The sequence below is a fragment of the Flammeovirga sp. EKP202 genome (genome assembly GCF_014534745.1).
Classification (GTDB): domain Bacteria; phylum Bacteroidota; class Bacteroidia; order Cytophagales; family Flammeovirgaceae; genus Flammeovirga.
In genome coordinates this window covers 80,395-95,907 of the sequence record NZ_JACVVP010000007.1, presented here as the reverse complement: position 1 = coordinate 95,907, position 15,513 = coordinate 80,395, and the positions used below count along the sequence as shown (strand labels likewise).

At 33.4% G+C, this 15,513-nt stretch carries 16 protein-coding genes; 10 read left to right on the top strand and 6 right to left on the bottom strand.

What is annotated here, in order from left to right; genetic code table 11:
* Positions 1-129: 129 nt before the first annotated feature.
* The 4 genes from IC221_RS05950 to IC221_RS05935 form a co-directional block, all read right to left on the bottom strand.
* Entirely contained in the window at positions 130-549 is a 420-nt protein-coding gene (locus IC221_RS05950; RefSeq protein ID WP_044201704.1) for a 6-carboxytetrahydropterin synthase, read from the bottom strand.
* A gap of 225 nt (positions 550-774) precedes the next feature.
* A complete protein-coding gene (locus tag IC221_RS05945; protein WP_188168087.1) occupies positions 775-2,289 on the bottom strand; it encodes a tetratricopeptide repeat protein in 1,515 nt (504 codons plus the stop codon).
* An 11-nt stretch (positions 2,290-2,300) separates the two neighbouring features.
* On the bottom strand, positions 2,301-3,353 hold the full coding sequence (locus tag IC221_RS05940; RefSeq protein WP_188168086.1) for a tetratricopeptide repeat protein: 1,053 nt from the start codon (positions 3,351-3,353) through the stop codon (positions 2,301-2,303).
* Positions 3,354-3,456: 103 nt separating this feature from the next.
* On the bottom strand, positions 3,457-4,617 hold the full coding sequence (locus IC221_RS05935) for a PorV/PorQ family protein (protein WP_223241306.1): 1,161 nt from the start codon (positions 4,615-4,617) through the stop codon (positions 3,457-3,459).
* 237 nt (positions 4,618-4,854) lie between these two features.
* On the opposite strand from IC221_RS05935, the gene IC221_RS05930 reads away from it, so the two are divergent.
* Both IC221_RS05930 and IC221_RS05925 read left to right on the top strand, forming a co-directional pair.
* Positions 4,855-5,349, top strand: a complete 495-nt coding sequence (locus tag IC221_RS05930; RefSeq protein ID WP_188168085.1) for a histidine phosphatase family protein — start codon at positions 4,855-4,857, stop codon at positions 5,347-5,349.
* A 166-nt stretch (positions 5,350-5,515) separates the two neighbouring features.
* A complete protein-coding gene (locus tag IC221_RS05925) occupies positions 5,516-6,502 on the top strand; it encodes a YhdH/YhfP family quinone oxidoreductase (RefSeq protein WP_188168084.1) in 987 nt (328 codons plus the stop codon).
* Between the two features lie 39 nt (positions 6,503-6,541).
* Here the strand turns inward: IC221_RS05925 and IC221_RS05920 are convergent, their stop codons facing one another.
* Complete coding sequence (locus tag IC221_RS05920; protein ID WP_188168083.1) at positions 6,542-7,057, bottom strand: GNAT family N-acetyltransferase; 516 nt, start codon at positions 7,055-7,057, stop codon at positions 6,542-6,544.
* 99 nt (positions 7,058-7,156) lie between these two features.
* Between IC221_RS05920 and truA the strand changes: the two genes are divergently transcribed.
* The 3 genes from truA to IC221_RS05905 all read left to right on the top strand — a co-directional run bounded on the left by truA (position 7,157) and on the right by IC221_RS05905 (position 9,742).
* Positions 7,157-7,954: a tRNA pseudouridine(38-40) synthase TruA gene (gene truA / locus IC221_RS05915; protein ID WP_188168082.1), complete on the top strand. Its 798-nt coding sequence runs from the start codon at positions 7,157-7,159 to the stop codon at positions 7,952-7,954.
* Between the two features lie 543 nt (positions 7,955-8,497).
* Positions 8,498-9,403, top strand: a complete 906-nt coding sequence (locus tag IC221_RS05910; RefSeq protein WP_188168081.1) for a hypothetical protein — start codon at positions 8,498-8,500, stop codon at positions 9,401-9,403.
* A 9-nt stretch (positions 9,404-9,412) separates the two neighbouring features.
* Positions 9,413-9,742, top strand: coding sequence for a tRNA-binding protein (locus tag IC221_RS05905; protein ID WP_188168080.1), 330 nt, complete (start codon positions 9,413-9,415; stop codon positions 9,740-9,742).
* A 51-nt stretch (positions 9,743-9,793) separates the two neighbouring features.
* Here the strand turns inward: IC221_RS05905 and IC221_RS05900 are convergent, their stop codons facing one another.
* Positions 9,794-10,114, bottom strand: a complete 321-nt coding sequence (locus IC221_RS05900) for a DUF3467 domain-containing protein (RefSeq protein ID WP_188168079.1) — start codon at positions 10,112-10,114, stop codon at positions 9,794-9,796.
* 384 nt (positions 10,115-10,498) lie between these two features.
* Here IC221_RS05900 and IC221_RS05895 point away from each other — a divergent pair, with 384 nt between their 5' ends.
* The 5 genes from IC221_RS05895 to IC221_RS05875 all read left to right on the top strand — a co-directional run bounded on the left by IC221_RS05895 (position 10,499) and on the right by IC221_RS05875 (position 15,486).
* Complete coding sequence (locus IC221_RS05895; RefSeq protein WP_188168078.1) at positions 10,499-11,581, top strand: nucleoid-associated protein; 1,083 nt, start codon at positions 10,499-10,501, stop codon at positions 11,579-11,581.
* 164 nt (positions 11,582-11,745) lie between these two features.
* The gene (locus IC221_RS05890; protein ID WP_044201675.1) at positions 11,746-12,453 is read left to right on the top strand and encodes a response regulator transcription factor; all 708 of its coding nucleotides are present in this window, start codon (positions 11,746-11,748) and stop codon (positions 12,451-12,453) included.
* A gap of 120 nt (positions 12,454-12,573) precedes the next feature.
* Positions 12,574-13,050 (top strand): hypothetical protein, encoded by a 477-nt coding sequence (locus IC221_RS05885; RefSeq protein WP_188168077.1) that lies wholly within the window; start codon positions 12,574-12,576, stop codon positions 13,048-13,050.
* Positions 13,051-13,100: 50 nt separating this feature from the next.
* Entirely contained in the window at positions 13,101-13,409 is a 309-nt protein-coding gene (nuoK, locus tag IC221_RS05880; RefSeq protein ID WP_169658763.1) for an NADH-quinone oxidoreductase subunit NuoK, read from the top strand.
* Between the two features lie 25 nt (positions 13,410-13,434).
* A complete protein-coding gene (locus tag IC221_RS05875) occupies positions 13,435-15,486 on the top strand; it encodes an NADH-quinone oxidoreductase subunit L (RefSeq protein ID WP_188168076.1) in 2,052 nt (683 codons plus the stop codon).
* Positions 15,487-15,513 lie beyond the last annotated feature (27 nt).

Here is a 15,513-nt window from a genome sequence, read left to right as displayed (position 1 = left end):
AAAAAATGTTGGTTCTAAGATGAAATTAACGAATAATTCTCTTTTCCTTGATACCAATGATTAAACAAAAATAAAAAAAGGATGCTTATTTAAAGCATCCTTTCATAAATATCATTGTAGCAATTGGTATTATCCGCCATAATACTGAACAAAGTTCTTTCTTGTTTCATGTAATTCAATACAATGAAGTTCAGCATTAGGAGCAAAATCTTTTACTTTTGGAGCTAAGATCTTCCAAAATTCCATTGCTAAAGTCTCGCAGCTTGTCATTTTGTCTTTCAAGAAGTCTACATCCATATTCAAGTTTTTGTGATCTACTTTATCGATGATTTCTTCTTTCATGATCTTGCCTAAATCCTTCATGTTCATTACATATCCTGTATCTGGATCAGGCTCACCTTTTACGGTAACAAGCATCTCGAAGTTGTGACCATGCCAATTTTCATTAGCACAAGGTCCAAAAAACGCCTCATTTTGTTCTTTTGTCCACTTGGGATTGTACAACTTGTGAGCTGCATTAAAGAACTCTCTTCTATTGATGTAAATCATAATGTTTCAATTTGAAGTGCAAAAATAACAACTTCATGTTTACACACCACTTTTTACTTCAAAATAATTCTTTATTAAGTGCTACTATAATGGTAATTGTGGAGCTAAAATTTTTTGTTTAACTAATTATTGAATGAACAGAGGGGTTGAATATGTAATAATCGAACGGTGTGAAATTTAAACACGACCATATTTTACTTATTACAGATAACCCAAAACTTTAATTTATTCTATTTGAGAAGTTGAAACTTGAAATAAAGTTTTCAGCATATCTACTGTTGCATTTAACGCTGTTTCTCTAACTTCTTTCAGATGATCAATATCGCTTGGTGTATGTTTGGTATTAATTGAATCTTTGTTTAAAAGTAAAAAGTCAATATCTTTTTTTGCTAGAGAAAATTCTTTTTGATGGTCTATAATTGTGATTCTGTAGATATCTTTCTCACCATATCCTCCTTTTCTTGAGGAAGAATAATAGGCATGTCTTCCATTGGCACGCATCATAAAGTAAACATCATCATGCGGAGAGTTTATTGGAGCCCCCAAATTAACAGGTGTACTCCAGTTTCCTTGAAAGTCTTTTGTAGATTTAAAAACATCATACCCTCCCATGGAATCATGTCCTCTAGAGCTAAAATAAAGTGTATTTCCGTCTCTCGATAAAGCCACACCTTCTTCATCATATTCTGTATTAATCACATGACCTAGTGTTTTGCCTCTTTTCCATCTTCCATCTTGCCCTTTTACAGACATGAAAATATCTAAACCACCCATTGAGAGGTCTTCGTTACTGCTGACATAGTAGAGCGTGTCCATACTATAATTTAAACAGGCCGAAGTTTCTACGTATACGCTGTTAATAGTGTTGGGGAGTTTTTTTGGTTTTGACCAAGAGGTATTTTCTTTATAAGAAATCCATAGGTGGCCTTCTCTGTAAAGAATCATTTCACTTCCATCCATTGAAATAGAGACTGTAGCAGTATGCCCATCATCATTCAATGGGTGCCCTGAAGGGTAGGGCGTAGTCCAATTTTTAAAATCTTTTCTTTGACTAAAATAGATACTTTCATATAAGTGCGTTCTTATATCAGGATTGTCGGACCTGAATTCATGTCTTCTACTTGTAAAATAAAGGTCCCTTTCTGCTGCGTCAATGAGTGGGCAAAAATCTGAATATTTAGAGTTTACTTGTGGGCCTAAATTCCTTACAATTATATTTTTTTGTGGATTAGCATAAGCCTTCTTTCCATAAATGACCTCTTCAATTCTTTTATTGACTTTACGCATTTCGCTATTTTTCATATTCAGCTTTGCCTTCTTATAGTAGGTTAAAGCTTTATCCCATTGCTCATCATAATGGTAGGCTTGCCCTAAATTATAATATAATTCAGGATCTTTTTGCCCATGATTAAGTGCTAAGGCTTTTAAAAAGTAGGGTATGGCAAGCGATTTTTCTTCAGTGACAGATGCTAAATAGCATTGACCGATTTTTAAGTTGAGTTCAGCGTCATTGACCAAATAATCATATCCACCGAGGTAGTATTTGAACGCTTCATCAGGTTGTTTTAGTTCAAAGAAAAGGCTATCTCCTAATTCTATAAGCCTTTTCACAAAGGTCATATCATTATCATTAAGAGATACTAAATTTTCAGTATAGGTTACGCTATCTTTTGTTACTTCTTGAGACCAAGTAAAGTTTACTAGAAATAAAAAATAGATGGATAAAAAAAAATGCTTCATTGTCTAGTTTTTTAATGGCATGCAGATTGGGTGTATTGAATCCCAATCAAATTGCCGAGTTCCGCAGCCTTTTGCCAATCAGAGCAAGCTCCACTGTCATCATGCATATACTCCTTGATGTCGCCTCTTGTGATATAGGCTTGCGAATAAAAAGGGAAGTTATCGATAAGGTCGTTAATATCGTCAAGGCTTTCTTCATAATTTCCAAGAATGCATCTTGCTAATGCTCTATTATTAAGTGCTTCTTTGGCTGTATCTTTACTATGTAATATAGCATCTGAAAAATCACCTTCAGCTTGGCTGTAATCTTCAAAATGCATATAAATCAAACCTCTGTTGTTGTATGCATCCACATATGTAGTGTCATACTGAATTGCTCTAGTGAAATCGTCAAAAGCTAATGAATATTGCTTTTGATTTTCATAAATAATACCTCTATGATTATACGAAATGGATAATTGAGGATTAAGAATTAATGATTTAGTGAAGCAATCTTTCGCTTTGTCAAGCATTTTGTTTTTATAATATAAGGCTCCCAAATCATGCCATGTAATTGGATTGTCAGGGTTGATTCTGGTGATGTTATCTAATAGCGAGATAGCTTCTCCATTAGCTCCTAAAAAATAATAGGATTGTGCCTTTTTCCAGAGTGCGTCTATATGATGAGGTTGAATAAAAATTACACTGTCAAAATCAGCAATAGCATTTAGAAAGTCATTTTCCATGTAGTAGGAGAGCCCTCTAAGGTAATATATTTCTATGCGATTTTTGGACCTGTAATCTCTTAAAGCAAGAGTCAAGTCTGTTTGAGCACCTTTAAAAGCACCCATCTCAATTTTTATCTTACCCCTTAAAAATAAGGCATTAGAATTCAGTGGATCTTTTTGTAAGGTATTATTGACCTCAAAAAGAGATTTACATTTGTTACTGTTGGAATTATTATCCTGAGAGATTTCAATTTTAGGTGCGTCAAATTCTTGAGCTATGCAGTTTGTTATACTCAGTCCAATATGTAGTACAGTAAATTTGATAGTAATTAGTATAAGTAAGTAAGTAGATTTCATCAGTAATAAAAAAAATGCAGTAATAACATCACTAATGCAATTTTACTAAATAAACACAAGATTTACCAAATTTTAATAATTAATGTGACTGAATATTAACGATTTAGTAGTATTTGTCGCTTTTTGGGGTATTTACTGTACGCTTAATAGAATGCCCGAAATTTACTTTTAAACTGAAAATATGAGAATAAAGAGAGGCTGTTGAGATGTCTCCAATATTCGTAAGAGCATAGTCAACGGTAAAACCTTTGAAGGCTAAACCTGCTCCAAAACTAGGAAGGTACTCAAGCGTTTCGGAGCCATCAAACTCTTTGATATATTGAAATTGAGATATACCACCTCTAAGAAAGATCATTTTTTGATAATGAAGTTCAAGTCCTGCATGTGGATCTAAACTCATTAATTCACTTCTGATGACCGTATTTCTTTGTCCATCAAAAGTAAGATCAGCACCAATGGAAACTAGTAATCCCATTAGTTCTTCAGCATCTTCCAACTGACTTCGTTTCCACAAAGGAAAATGTTTTGCTAATCCAATAATTAACCGTGGAGTAGCAGCTTCAATTGAATTGTCAGGAATTGTATTCCCAGTTGAAGCAAATACATCATAATAGGTGGCAGGGTTGTAAGTCCAAATATTATAGGTACCTGTAATATCTTTCGCAGTCACCCCAACTTTCCAATTATCTTTAGACCATTGAAATCCAAAGTCTAAACCAAACCCCCACGCATTAGCAAACTGTCCCGCATTTCGATAAATGATTTTGGCATTTGCTCCAAATCTGACATTAGGTAGTTGAGGGAATTTTCTAGCATAAGAAAAGAGGAAGGCATAATCAGAAGCCGAAAAACTTTGAACGTTATCCCAATTAAGTCTGCCGTCTTGATCAAATAAATAGCGGGTGTCAGGTATATCATCAACACCAAAACGAATCGCAGAAATACCTAAAGCAGAACGGTCGTCAATTTTTGTGGCAAATCCTACAAAATCATAGTTGGCAATACCCGCAAAATACTGAGCGTGCATTAATGAGATGGTATATTTGTCTTCAATATTCAATAACCCGGCAGGGTTCCAATACCCTGATGTTGCATCATCGACCAATTCAGTTTGAGAATTTCCCATAGCTAAGGCTTTTGCACCAACGCCAATGGCTAGGTATTCATTGACATATTTAGGAGTCTCTACTTGTGCAAGTAGATCCGTAATACAACAAGTGAATAGGAGGATTGAACCTAGTAGGTATTTAAGAATTTGAACCAATTGAATAGATAAAGTTTTAATAAAATTGAGAAATTAATATTTGCTTGATGGCCTTTATGAAGTGATCAGATGATATCAACTCAATTGTAGACCAAACCTTATTGCTAATATTGATTTTGTAGTATAATTACTTACTTAAGTCCTTAAACTTATTTAACAATATCAAATATAACGCCTATCGGGTTTTTTTATAAAAAAATCAGAAGTAATTTAGTATAAAATAAAGATTAAGGGAAATTGAAGAGGTTAATATTAATGCGTCATGGAAAGTCAAGTTGGAAAAATCCAATCATTTCTGATTTTGACCGTCCTTTAAACAGCAGAGGGAAGAATGATATTGTAAAAATCTCAGAGATTTTATTCGAAAAGTCGATAAAACCAGAGCTTATAATTAGTTCTCCTGCCAAAAGAACGAAAGTGACAGCTGAGAAAGTTGCTGAAACACTGAGTAAAAAGTTGCATTTTGAGAAAGATTTTTATGAAGCATTTTATGATGAGATTCTAGAAATTATCAAGGACTTTGATGATCACATTCAAGATATTATGTTGGTCATTCACAACCCGGCTATTACAGATTTGAGGAATCATTTTTTACCCGATGATTATCTCGAAAATATTCCAACATCTGGTGTTGTTGCTATTGAATTTGAAAATGCCAATTCTTGGAGAAGTCTGGGGAAAGGGAAAGAGTTATTTTACGAATACCCTAAAAAAGATATTGAAGAGAATTAATACTTTTTGAGATACATCAATTGTATATTTTTTTATAGCATAATAAATATTATTAATATAATATATGTAAGAAGTAAAGCAAACACCTACTTTTGTCACCTAATTATTAGGTTGACTCAGCTACATTGCGATAAATATTAACCATAATTATTTATCGAATTAGTTTATGACATCATTTAGAGCTTTTGTATCCGAAAAAGTTGGTGAAAAAGAATTTTCAACTTCCATTCAAACCAAACAAATAAGTGACCTTCCAGAAGGTGAAGTATTAGTAAAAGTTGCTTATTCGTCTCTGAATTATAAAGACGCACTTTCGGCATTAGGTAAGCCAGGTGTAACAAAAAATTATCCTCATACTCCAGGAATCGATGCTTCAGGAACTGTAGTGTCTAGTAAATCATCTGATTTTAAAGAAGGTGATGAGGTAATTGTAACAAGTTATGATTTGGGAATGAATACTTGGGGAGGTTTTTCTGAATATATTCAAGTTCCTGCTTCATGGGTCATTCCAATGCCAAAAGGGTTAGATGTTAAGTCAAGTATGATGATGGGTACAGCAGGTCTTACAGCTGCAATGTCTGTCTATAAGCTAATTGATAAAGTAGCTCCTAATGATGGTAACGTGCTTGTTACAGGTGCGACTGGCGGTGTAGGTAGTATCGCAGTGAGCATCTTAAATAAGTTAGGATATTCTGTTGTTACCGTTACAGGAAAGGCTGACAAAGTAGACTATTTAAAAGGAATTGGTGCTGCTGAGGTGATGTCTAGAGAATCCTTTTTAGAAGGAAGTGAAAGACCGTTGTTAAAACCACAATTTGCAGGGGTTATCGATACTGTGGGTGGAAACTATCTTGCAACAGCCATTAAAGCTACCACCCCACTAGGTGTTGTGACTTGTTGTGGTAATGCGGCTTCATTTGATTTACCATTAAATGTATTTCCATTTATTTTAAGAGGGGTAAGCCTAATTGGTATTGATTCTCAAAACTTCCCTAGAGAGGAAAGAATTATAGTTTGGGAAAATATTGGAAAAGAATGGTTGCCTAATAATTTAGAAGAAATCTCTGAGGAGGTTACTTTAGAGGGGCTTGATGATAAAATTAATGCAATTTTTAAAGGTCAAGTAAGCGGTAGAGTTCTCGTGAAATTATAAATTAAAAGGTCGTCTTTAGTCAATTAAAGACGACCTTTTTTAATATACTCTTTCAAAAAGAATCTCTTTTACTTTCGCTAATTCTTCTTTCTCTAATTTTTTTGGATAGGACATGATGTTTAATTCAACGTCTTCCTTAATTTCTTCATTGTACTTTGGTTGTATAAATGAACCTTTATTGTAGAAGAAGCCATTTCTCTTATAAAAGTTGACCCTTCTTATCTGCATGTTAGTGACAGGATGTTCAACTTCCAGTATAATCTTCCTTTTGCCAAATATATTTTTAAAGTGTTCCAAAAATTTACTTCCAGCACCGGAACCTCTCGTTGAAGATTTCATAGCAAGGTATTCTATATAAATGAATTCATCAAACACCCAAAAACCTACCAATCCACAGTTATTACCTTTGAATTTTATGCCATTGAAGAAATAATTCTTCAGCTCCATTGTATCAATAAGGTCTTTTCTGGAACGTCTTTCAGCAGGAGAAAAAGCTTCTAAATATATTTCCCACAAAGTACCAAAGATTTGGCTGCCATCTATTAATTTTACCATACTGAAATAATTTATTTTATCTATAAAGACGTAAGAAAACAGTTGAGGTTAGTGGACTGACAGCAGATAGTTCCTAACTATTGTGAATTAATTAAACTCATGAAAAAACAAAGATATAATTATTTAATTGAGGTACAGTATATAGGGTATAGATTTCACGGTTGGATGGTACAGCCAGGATTAAAAACAGTGCAAGGGATGATCAATAAGACGATCAACTTTGTGTTGGGAGGTGAAGTGAAATTTAAGACATTAGGAACTTCACGAACTGATACTTACGTGTCTGCTAATCACTCAGCCTTTGAATTATTTGTGTGGGAGGAATTGAACGAAGAGGAATTTTTCGAGTTGTTTAACAAAAACTTACCCAATGATATTAGAGCTTTGTCTATTCAAAAAGTAGGAGATGAGTTCAATATTATCCAAAGTTCAAAAAGGAAAGAGTATCAATATCTATTTTCTTTTGGAGAGAAAAACCATCCTTTTTGCGCACCTTTTATGACAAATATAACGCACGACTTGGACTTAGAATTGATGAAAGAAGGAGCGAAATTGTATGAAGGTGAGCATTATTTTGGTCGTTTTTGTAAACAACCTAAAGAGGGCACATCTTTGGTTAGAACAATAGACTATTGTGAGATCAAAGAAAATGATAGGATGTCAGCCTCTTTTTTTCCTGAGAAAAGTTATATTTTTCATGTTCATGGCAAAGGATTTATGCGAAATCAGGTACGTCTTATGATAGGAACTCTATTTATGTTAGGTAAGGGAGAATTGAGTATGGAAGATATTAAAAATGCATTACAGATAAGTGAAGATAAAACACAGCTAGGGTATGTAGCTCCTGCATCCGGTTTAAATCTTAATGCAATTAGTTACGAAGATGAGTTAAAATAAAAAAAGTCAACGGCATCACCATTGACTTTTTAATTCCTTTAATAACCCAAAAACTATTTCTTATTGCTGTTTTATAATATAAATATAGCAAGTTTTTTTATAAATATCCAAGGACTTTGAGTTTTTCTATCAAATAAAGAAGCTTATGCATAATGTTGACTGATGTTTCTTTTCTTTTTTGATATTTTCAGTGAATTATGATTGGTTGTGTATATATGTTAAAAATAATGTTATAATAACTAATCGTTTGCTTATATTTTGTAAATATTAAATTTCGCGAAATTTAATTTGATGTTCTTTTTTGCTTTAGAACAATAATAAAAAAATATTTTTTTGATAGACCTATTTCATCTTTCATGATGAAAAATGAAACTATTTCTAAATCTTAGTAGAAGTCAATTATATGATTCAATGATTGTTTTTCTTTTCTTAATATTTTCACCTTCTATTGTTTTTTTTTATTGAATATGTTTTTATTAATTTTCAAGTTGTAAGCATTTGAGCTTGTATAATGACTTAATAATTAAACTAACAGAACTTGTCATGAAAAAGGCTATCTTATATTTTTTAGGTGTCATCATTATTTTATTTATCGGCACGGTGTCTTATTTCTTCTTTGCGGGTGAAATAAAGAATACACTACAATTTGATGAAAATCGATTTGTTAGCATTCAGAAATTTATCAAACAAGGCAAAGTAGAGAGTTTAACTCAAGCTAAAATACAATTAAACGTAATTGGAAGTAGTTATAAGCCGGACAGTGTTGAGCTATTAAGGACAGAGTTGAATGAAGTTGCATTGACTAATGCAAAGGTTTGCCTTCAGAAGAAGTGGTTAGGATCTTGTCAGAAATACATTGATTTGATCGATGAAGATTTTAAAACAGATCAGGTAAAAGTTGTTAAGGATAAGTTGTTTGTGGTCGTTAATGAAGAAAACATCACAAAGACAAAGAACTATCTCAAAGAGAGGAATATCAAGAAAACGAAAGTGTATTTCGCAAAAATTGATACTTCTTACAGCAAAAGAAAAGTAGCAGCATTAGAAAAGAAAGTCATTCAGCTTGATAACGAACTAAAGGTAGAAAAGGCAATTGCCTTGATGAATGATAAAGAATTTGATGACGCGAGAGATGAACTAGCTGAAGTAGATGAAGATTTTAATCCAAAAGGAGTAGAGGGTCTTTATGAAGAGATCAAGTTAAAAGAGGACCTAGAAGATTTACTAGATGATGAGGGAGCAATAATTGTATTTGTTGATCATGTGAAAAAAGACATGAATGACCCTAAAAGTTTTGAACACGTAAGAACCTTAATCACTGAAAAAGGGAAATATCTAAATGTGATGATGAAGTACCGTGAGGTAAATTCTTATGGTGCAAAAGTTTTGACTACAGTTGAAGCTAAATTAAATAGAGATGGGTCAGTGAAAAAAATAATCAGCCAATAAGGTGAAGTAATGACGATCAATTGGGATGACTTTGCGAAAATAGATTTAAGAGTAGGTACTGTGATTAATGCGGAAATTTTTAAAGAAGCTAAAAAGCCGGCCTATAAATTATTTATTGATTTTGGAGATTTGGGTGTGAAAAAGACTTCTGCTCAAATTACAGATAGATATTCACCCGAAAATCTAATAGGAAAACAGGTAATAGCCGTTGTAAATTTTCCTCCAAAGCAGATTGCTAATTTTATGTCCGAATGCCTTGTTCTAGGAGCAATATGGAAGGAGGGTGTGACATTGCTCACCACTGACGAGAAAATTCTAAATGGACTAAAAATCGGGTAACAAAAAAGGGATGACTTTGAAGAGCATCCCTTTTTTATTGCTTTGTAGAACTTATTGAGGGTCAGTATTTGTCATTCCGAAATTCATTGGAAACTTAGGCGCTTCCTCCGTTTTTCCGATAGGACCAAATTGAGCCTCATATTTCTTTAAATTATCTTGAAGTGCCATATATAAACGTTTGGCATGCTCTGGAGTAAGGATAATTCTAGATTTTACTTTTGCTTTAGGTACACCTGGCATCATTCTGATGAAGTCTACTACAAATTCACTATTAGAGTGAGCAATCATGGCTAAATTGGCATAAACTCCTTCAGCAACATCGTCTGTCAACTCGATGTTGATTTGATTTTCAGGTTTTTTTTCTTGATCCATTTTATATTGAATTAATAATACTCAAAGTTGAGCTCCAAATTTCAAAAAAATGAGATATAAAACAAAGAAAATACGTTGGATTGAGTTTGTTAGTAAATATTAAAACTTTCTACTCTTCAGAAAAACAGAAGAGTAACGAATAAGAGATTTACAATAAATCACCATTTTATTGAATACTTTTCAAAAATGAGGGATAAATATGAAAAGGATATGTGTGTCTTTTTTGTAAAATTTAATATATTTATAAGTCTATGATACAGAGTGTTTAAACACTTTTGATGATTTAGACTTGAAAGATTGTAAGTTCAATTTGTTAATATTGAAAGTTTTTTGGAATTTCAGTGCGGAGAAGGATTCTCCAACAATACCCTTTAATATTTATAAATGAGCAAGATAAAATCATTTGATTTATCCAATGTAAAATTATCCCAGTTAGTAATACATAAAGTGGGTAATAAGACACAGGAGGAACCGATAGAATTAGCAGAGTTTGAAATTGAAATTGAAAACTATAGTCCATTGTACAAATCAGTAATGGATTATTTCTTGAAGTCGTTTAAGCCGGGTCCAATGTACCATTTTGCAGCCCCAGAAGGTCAAGAGTCTTTTACCGACAACGAAGTATTTACAGCTACTGAAGCTATTTTCTCTAATCCTTATGAACAATTCATGACGCGATCAAGAGAAATGGCAGAACTTCTTTTTGAAGCTTCTACTCACCCAAGAATAAAAGGAGGAGAACTGTTTGTTGCTGTACTGAGAGATTGTGTTGTTGACGGTGATGTAGTTGATGCAATTGGTTTGTTTAAGGCAGAACATAAAGAAATGTTTTTAACTGTTGGAGATAAAACAGATGTAGGTAATTTTGAATTAGAGCAGAGCGAAGGTGTCAGCGTGAAAAAATTGGATAAAGGTTGTCTGATTTTTAAGTGCGAAGAGGAGAAAGGGTATAAGGTCATGTTGAAAGACAGTCCTACTAGATCCGTGGAGGCACTGTATTGGAAAGAGTCTTACCTACAACTGAAGCCTAGGGAAGATAATTTCTTTCATACAAAAAATTATTTAGATATGTGTGTCGGTTTTGTGGAAGAGGTTTTCAATGAAGACCATGCCGTAGAAAAACCTGCACAAATTGATTTATTAAATCGATCTTTAAAGTATTTCAACGAAAAAGAGGATTTTAATGTAGTTGATTTTGAAAATAACGTGATTGAGGAACCTGAAGCTATCGAAGCATTTCAGGAATATAAAGTCGATTTTCAAGAGAAAAAAGAGATCCCAGTTTTCGATGAATTCAAAGTTTCTAAGGAAGCAGTTCGTAAGTCTAAGAAAGAATTTAAAAGTATTATCAAATTAGATAAGAAGATAAATATCACCATTAGCGGAAATGAGCAAAATGTGGAGAAAGGGTATGATTCTGAGAGAAATATGAATTATTACATGATCTTCTTCAATGAAGAAGAGTGATGAATATCACCAAGAATAAATTGTATTATAACATTTTTTACGCAATTAACATTTGTTTAAACTTGTTATTTAAAACTTCTCAGTAGTTATTGCGTATATCTGTTTTGTACAAAGTAAAACAATATATATATACATCATTATTACATAAAACTTATTATAATACTATGGATGCAGTGAAGATTCTTCTAGTAGAGGATGATAGAATTATAGCCTCTCTTGTGAAAAAATATTTAGACATCAGAGGTTATGCTGTAAACCATGCCGAGGACGGAGTGGAAGGCATGAAAGAATACGACAAAGCAGACTATGATTTAATTATCATGGATGTGATGATGCCCCACAAAGATGGATACACTTTGGCTGAAGAAATAAGAGCTAAAGATCCATATATTCCGATCTTATTTATGTCTTCTAACAATTTACCAAAAGACAAAATAAAAGCGTTCAGAATTGGTGCTGATGACTATGTTACTAAACCAGTAAACGTAGAAGAATTATTACTTCGTATTGAGGTGATCTTGAAGCGTCAAAAATCTGAGCCTAAAGTTGAAGTAGGTAACGAAGACGATCCTCATCAAATCAATATTGGTAACTATATCTTAGATTTCCCTTACCAAAAATTAAGTATTGGTGAAGACACAAGAAAATTAACAACTCGTGAAGCTGAATTGTTGAGATTCTTACACCGTCACCGTAATACATTGATCAAACGTGAGTATATCTTACAAGAAGTTTGGGGTGATGATGATTATTACAAAGGTCGTAGTTTGGATGTATTTATGTCTCGTTTGAGAAAATACTTAAAAGATGATCCAACTATCGAGATATTAAACGTTCATGGTATCGGATTTAAATTCTTAGTGCAAGACTAATTTTATTTAAGTCATTCTACTAAAAAGCCTAATTGCTTAATGCAGTTAGGCTTTTATTTTTTTCATAATTCCTATTCAGTATATTTGCCAAAAAACAGTACTGATTAATACAATATTTGAATGCTGATTGCGGAGTTTCTAATCGATGGAGAGCAATATGATTTTTTTCTTTTTAAAGAAGAAGATGCACCCATAGCCACAAAACGATTTGTTGATTTAGTAAATGCAAATGTTTATGATCAATGGGTAGTAGAATTTAAAGTAGAGGATGGTGTGACCAAAATAGGACCGCAAAAAGAGTTTGTAGCTTTTGCTGAGAGACCACTTACTCGTGTAGACTTTAATACAAAACCTCATAAGTACGGTTTTCTATCTTTTGTAGGTGCAGATCCTTATCATGTGTCAGATCGATTAGTCATTATGCTGGATAGTGATGAAGCATCACATTATGATGGTGTATGTTCACCCATAGGAATGGTGTCCACAACGCATCATGTTAAAATTAATTCAATAGAAAAAGGGCAGATAATTGAAAAAATAACAATTAATGACTACCCTGAAGAAGAAATATTAGCACGAAAACCCGCTTTTATTTGAATTCTGATAATAATAAGAGCATATTTGCTTTCTGAAACAAACAAATAGGTATGATACCGTTTTCATATTATATGTTAGGTTCTGCATTTCTCTTTTGTATAGGGTTAGCAATAGCCTTAACAAAACGAAGTGCAATTGTAGCCTTAATGGGGGTAGAATTGATGTTGAATGCGGCTAATATTAACTTAGTGGCTTTTTCACATAGAGATCCAAGCTTTGGAGAAGGTACAGCCTTTTCTATTTTTGTCATTGTAATAGCAGCAGCTGAAGTATGTGTTGCCCTTGCATTGATTATCCGACTTTTTCAACACTTTAGATCTGTTGATTTACATAAAGTCAATACATTAAAAGAAGAATAAGAAGTTAATAAATTAAACACGCTTTTTGAACTTTCTAGAAACCATAACTTCGATTACATTACTTTCTCCATTGATAGGTGCCTTAATCCTATTTTTTAGAAAGGAGAATTTATATTCAGACAAGATTGCAACAACTTTAATTGGGTTAAGTGTCGTAGGGAATTTGTGTGTGTTCTACTACACTTGGAATTATAGCCCTATTGTACTTCAAGACGAATGGTTCTTGTTAGGTCAGCATTCTTTTAAAGCGACCTTGAAAATTGATCAGTTGAGTAGCATGCTCCTGACAATGGTTTCAATCGTATCCTTATTTGTGCACATTTTTTCATCTGCTTACATGCAGGGTGATCCTAAGTATAAAAAATATTTTACACTTCTTGGTCTTTTTACTTTTTCCATGTTTGGGGTATTAGTAAGTGATAATCTTATTATGCTTTACCTTTTCTGGGAATTAGTAGGCTTTTGTTCTTATATGCTTATCGGCTTTTGGAGAGAAAAGAATGAAGCAGTTAAAGCCGCTAAAAAAGCATTTGTACTGAATAGAATCGGTGATGCAGGCTTTATGGTAGCCATTATTACATTGTATTCTACATTTGGTACAGTCAGTATTGAAGCTTTGTCCACTGAAGTTGATCAATTGCAAATTCTTCCATTGTATATAGTTGGTATAGGTGTAACAATGGCGGCTATGGGTAAATCTGCTCAGTTGCCGTTATCAGTATGGCTTCCAGATGCCATGCAAGGACCAACACCGGTTTCTGCATTAATCCATGCTGCAACAATGGTGGCTGCTGGCATCTATTTATTGGCAAGATGCTTCTTTGTATTGCCAGCAGAAATACAACTTTTGATTGGGATTATTGGAGGATTAACAGCCTTCTTAGGAGCATTTTCTGCTCTATCACAAAATGATATTAAACGAATCTTAGCCTACTCTACAATTTCGCAGTTAGGTTATATGATGATTGGAATAGGTGTAGGTGACCCAGAGGCATCTGTATTCCATCTTACTACCCACGCTTTCTTTAAAGCAGGTTTATTCCTTGGAGCGGGTTCTATCATCCATAGTATGCATCAAGTTTCATGTGATATCTGTAAGGGATTTGATCCTCAAGATATTCGTTGGATGGGTAATTTAAAGCAATATATGCCTAAGACCTTCATCGGTTTCAGTATTTGTCTTGCAGGTTTAATGGGATTGCCGTTTACATCTGGATTCCTCTCAAAGGATGCTATACTTTCATCACTGTTGGTGAAGGCATCTACAGGAAGTTGGGAATGGATATTCTTAGCTCTGTTAGGGTTTACTGCTGCTGCTTTTACAGCGTTTTATTCTATCCGATTACTTTATCAAGTATTCTTTGGGAAATTAGGAATCGCTAATCATAAGGTATGCAAAGACTGTTTGGTCTTACCGAAAGAGGTTAATGTGAGAATGACAATGCCTGTAATTTTATTGGGTGCTTTTACATTGTGGTTTTTCTATGCATTATCACCTTTTGAAACATCACATACTTGGCTTCAAAATGGTCTCAGTCTGGCTACTGTTGACACGGAAAGTGTTCATACGTTAGGTCTATTCTTATCCATTGGAGTTGTAGTATTAGGTGCTGGAGGAGCTTATCTTATTTATTTTAAAGATGCTTTTGCTTCTCTCAAAAAACAATTGAAATCATCTTCATTACATAAATTGTCGTACAATTTTGCCTACTTAGATAAAGGATATAAGTTAGGTGTGAAAACGACTTTGTTTACAGCAAATAAGTTAGAAAATATTCCTCACGCAGATGAGTATTTTGTGGGAGTTACAATTCATACTTCAGAATTTGTAAGAGGTTTTGATGATAAAGTAGTAGACTTCTTTGTGAAGCTATTCGCTGTAGTCAATGTGGTTTTTGGACATATGTTGGCATGGTTTGATAAAGTGATCGTAGATGGAATCGTGACATTGTTCACTAAAGTATTAGCCATCTTCGGTGATGTCTTTAGAAAACCTCAAGGAGAAAGAACGCAGAGTATGATTGCATGGTCAATCTTCCTACTCCTTATTATGGTATTAGTACTCTGGTTTATTTAGTCGTTTAAACTAACAAAAGTATATATA

What these genes read in the sequence shown, in the direction of transcription:
- IC221_RS05950 (WP_044201704.1), bottom strand. Translation starts at nt 549, where the DNA reads ATGATTTACATCAATAGAAGAGAGTTCTTTAATGCAGCTCACAAGTTG.
- IC221_RS05945 (WP_188168087.1), bottom strand. Translation starts at nt 2,289, where the DNA reads ATGAAGCATTTTTTTTTATCCATCTATTTTTTATTTCTAGTAAACTTT.
- IC221_RS05940 (WP_188168086.1), bottom strand. Translation starts at nt 3,353, where the DNA reads ATGAAATCTACTTACTTACTTATACTAATTACTATCAAATTTACTGTA.
- IC221_RS05925 (WP_188168084.1), top strand. Translation starts at nt 5,516, where the DNA reads ATGACATCATTTAGAGCTTTTGTATCCGAAAAAGTTGGTGAAAAAGAA.
- IC221_RS05920 (WP_188168083.1), bottom strand. Translation starts at nt 7,057, where the DNA reads ATGGTAAAATTAATAGATGGCAGCCAAATCTTTGGTACTTTGTGGGAA.
- truA (WP_188168082.1), top strand. Translation starts at nt 7,157, where the DNA reads ATGAAAAAACAAAGATATAATTATTTAATTGAGGTACAGTATATAGGG.
- IC221_RS05910 (WP_188168081.1), top strand. Translation starts at nt 8,498, where the DNA reads ATGAAAAAGGCTATCTTATATTTTTTAGGTGTCATCATTATTTTATTT.
- IC221_RS05905 (WP_188168080.1), top strand. Translation starts at nt 9,413, where the DNA reads ATGACGATCAATTGGGATGACTTTGCGAAAATAGATTTAAGAGTAGGT.
- IC221_RS05900 (WP_188168079.1), bottom strand. Translation starts at nt 10,114, where the DNA reads ATGGATCAAGAAAAAAAACCTGAAAATCAAATCAACATCGAGTTGACA.
- IC221_RS05895 (WP_188168078.1), top strand. Translation starts at nt 10,499, where the DNA reads ATGAGCAAGATAAAATCATTTGATTTATCCAATGTAAAATTATCCCAG.
- IC221_RS05890 (WP_044201675.1), top strand. Translation starts at nt 11,746, where the DNA reads ATGGATGCAGTGAAGATTCTTCTAGTAGAGGATGATAGAATTATAGCC.
- IC221_RS05885 (WP_188168077.1), top strand. Translation starts at nt 12,574, where the DNA reads ATGCTGATTGCGGAGTTTCTAATCGATGGAGAGCAATATGATTTTTTT.
- nuoK (WP_169658763.1), top strand. Translation starts at nt 13,101, where the DNA reads ATGATACCGTTTTCATATTATATGTTAGGTTCTGCATTTCTCTTTTGT.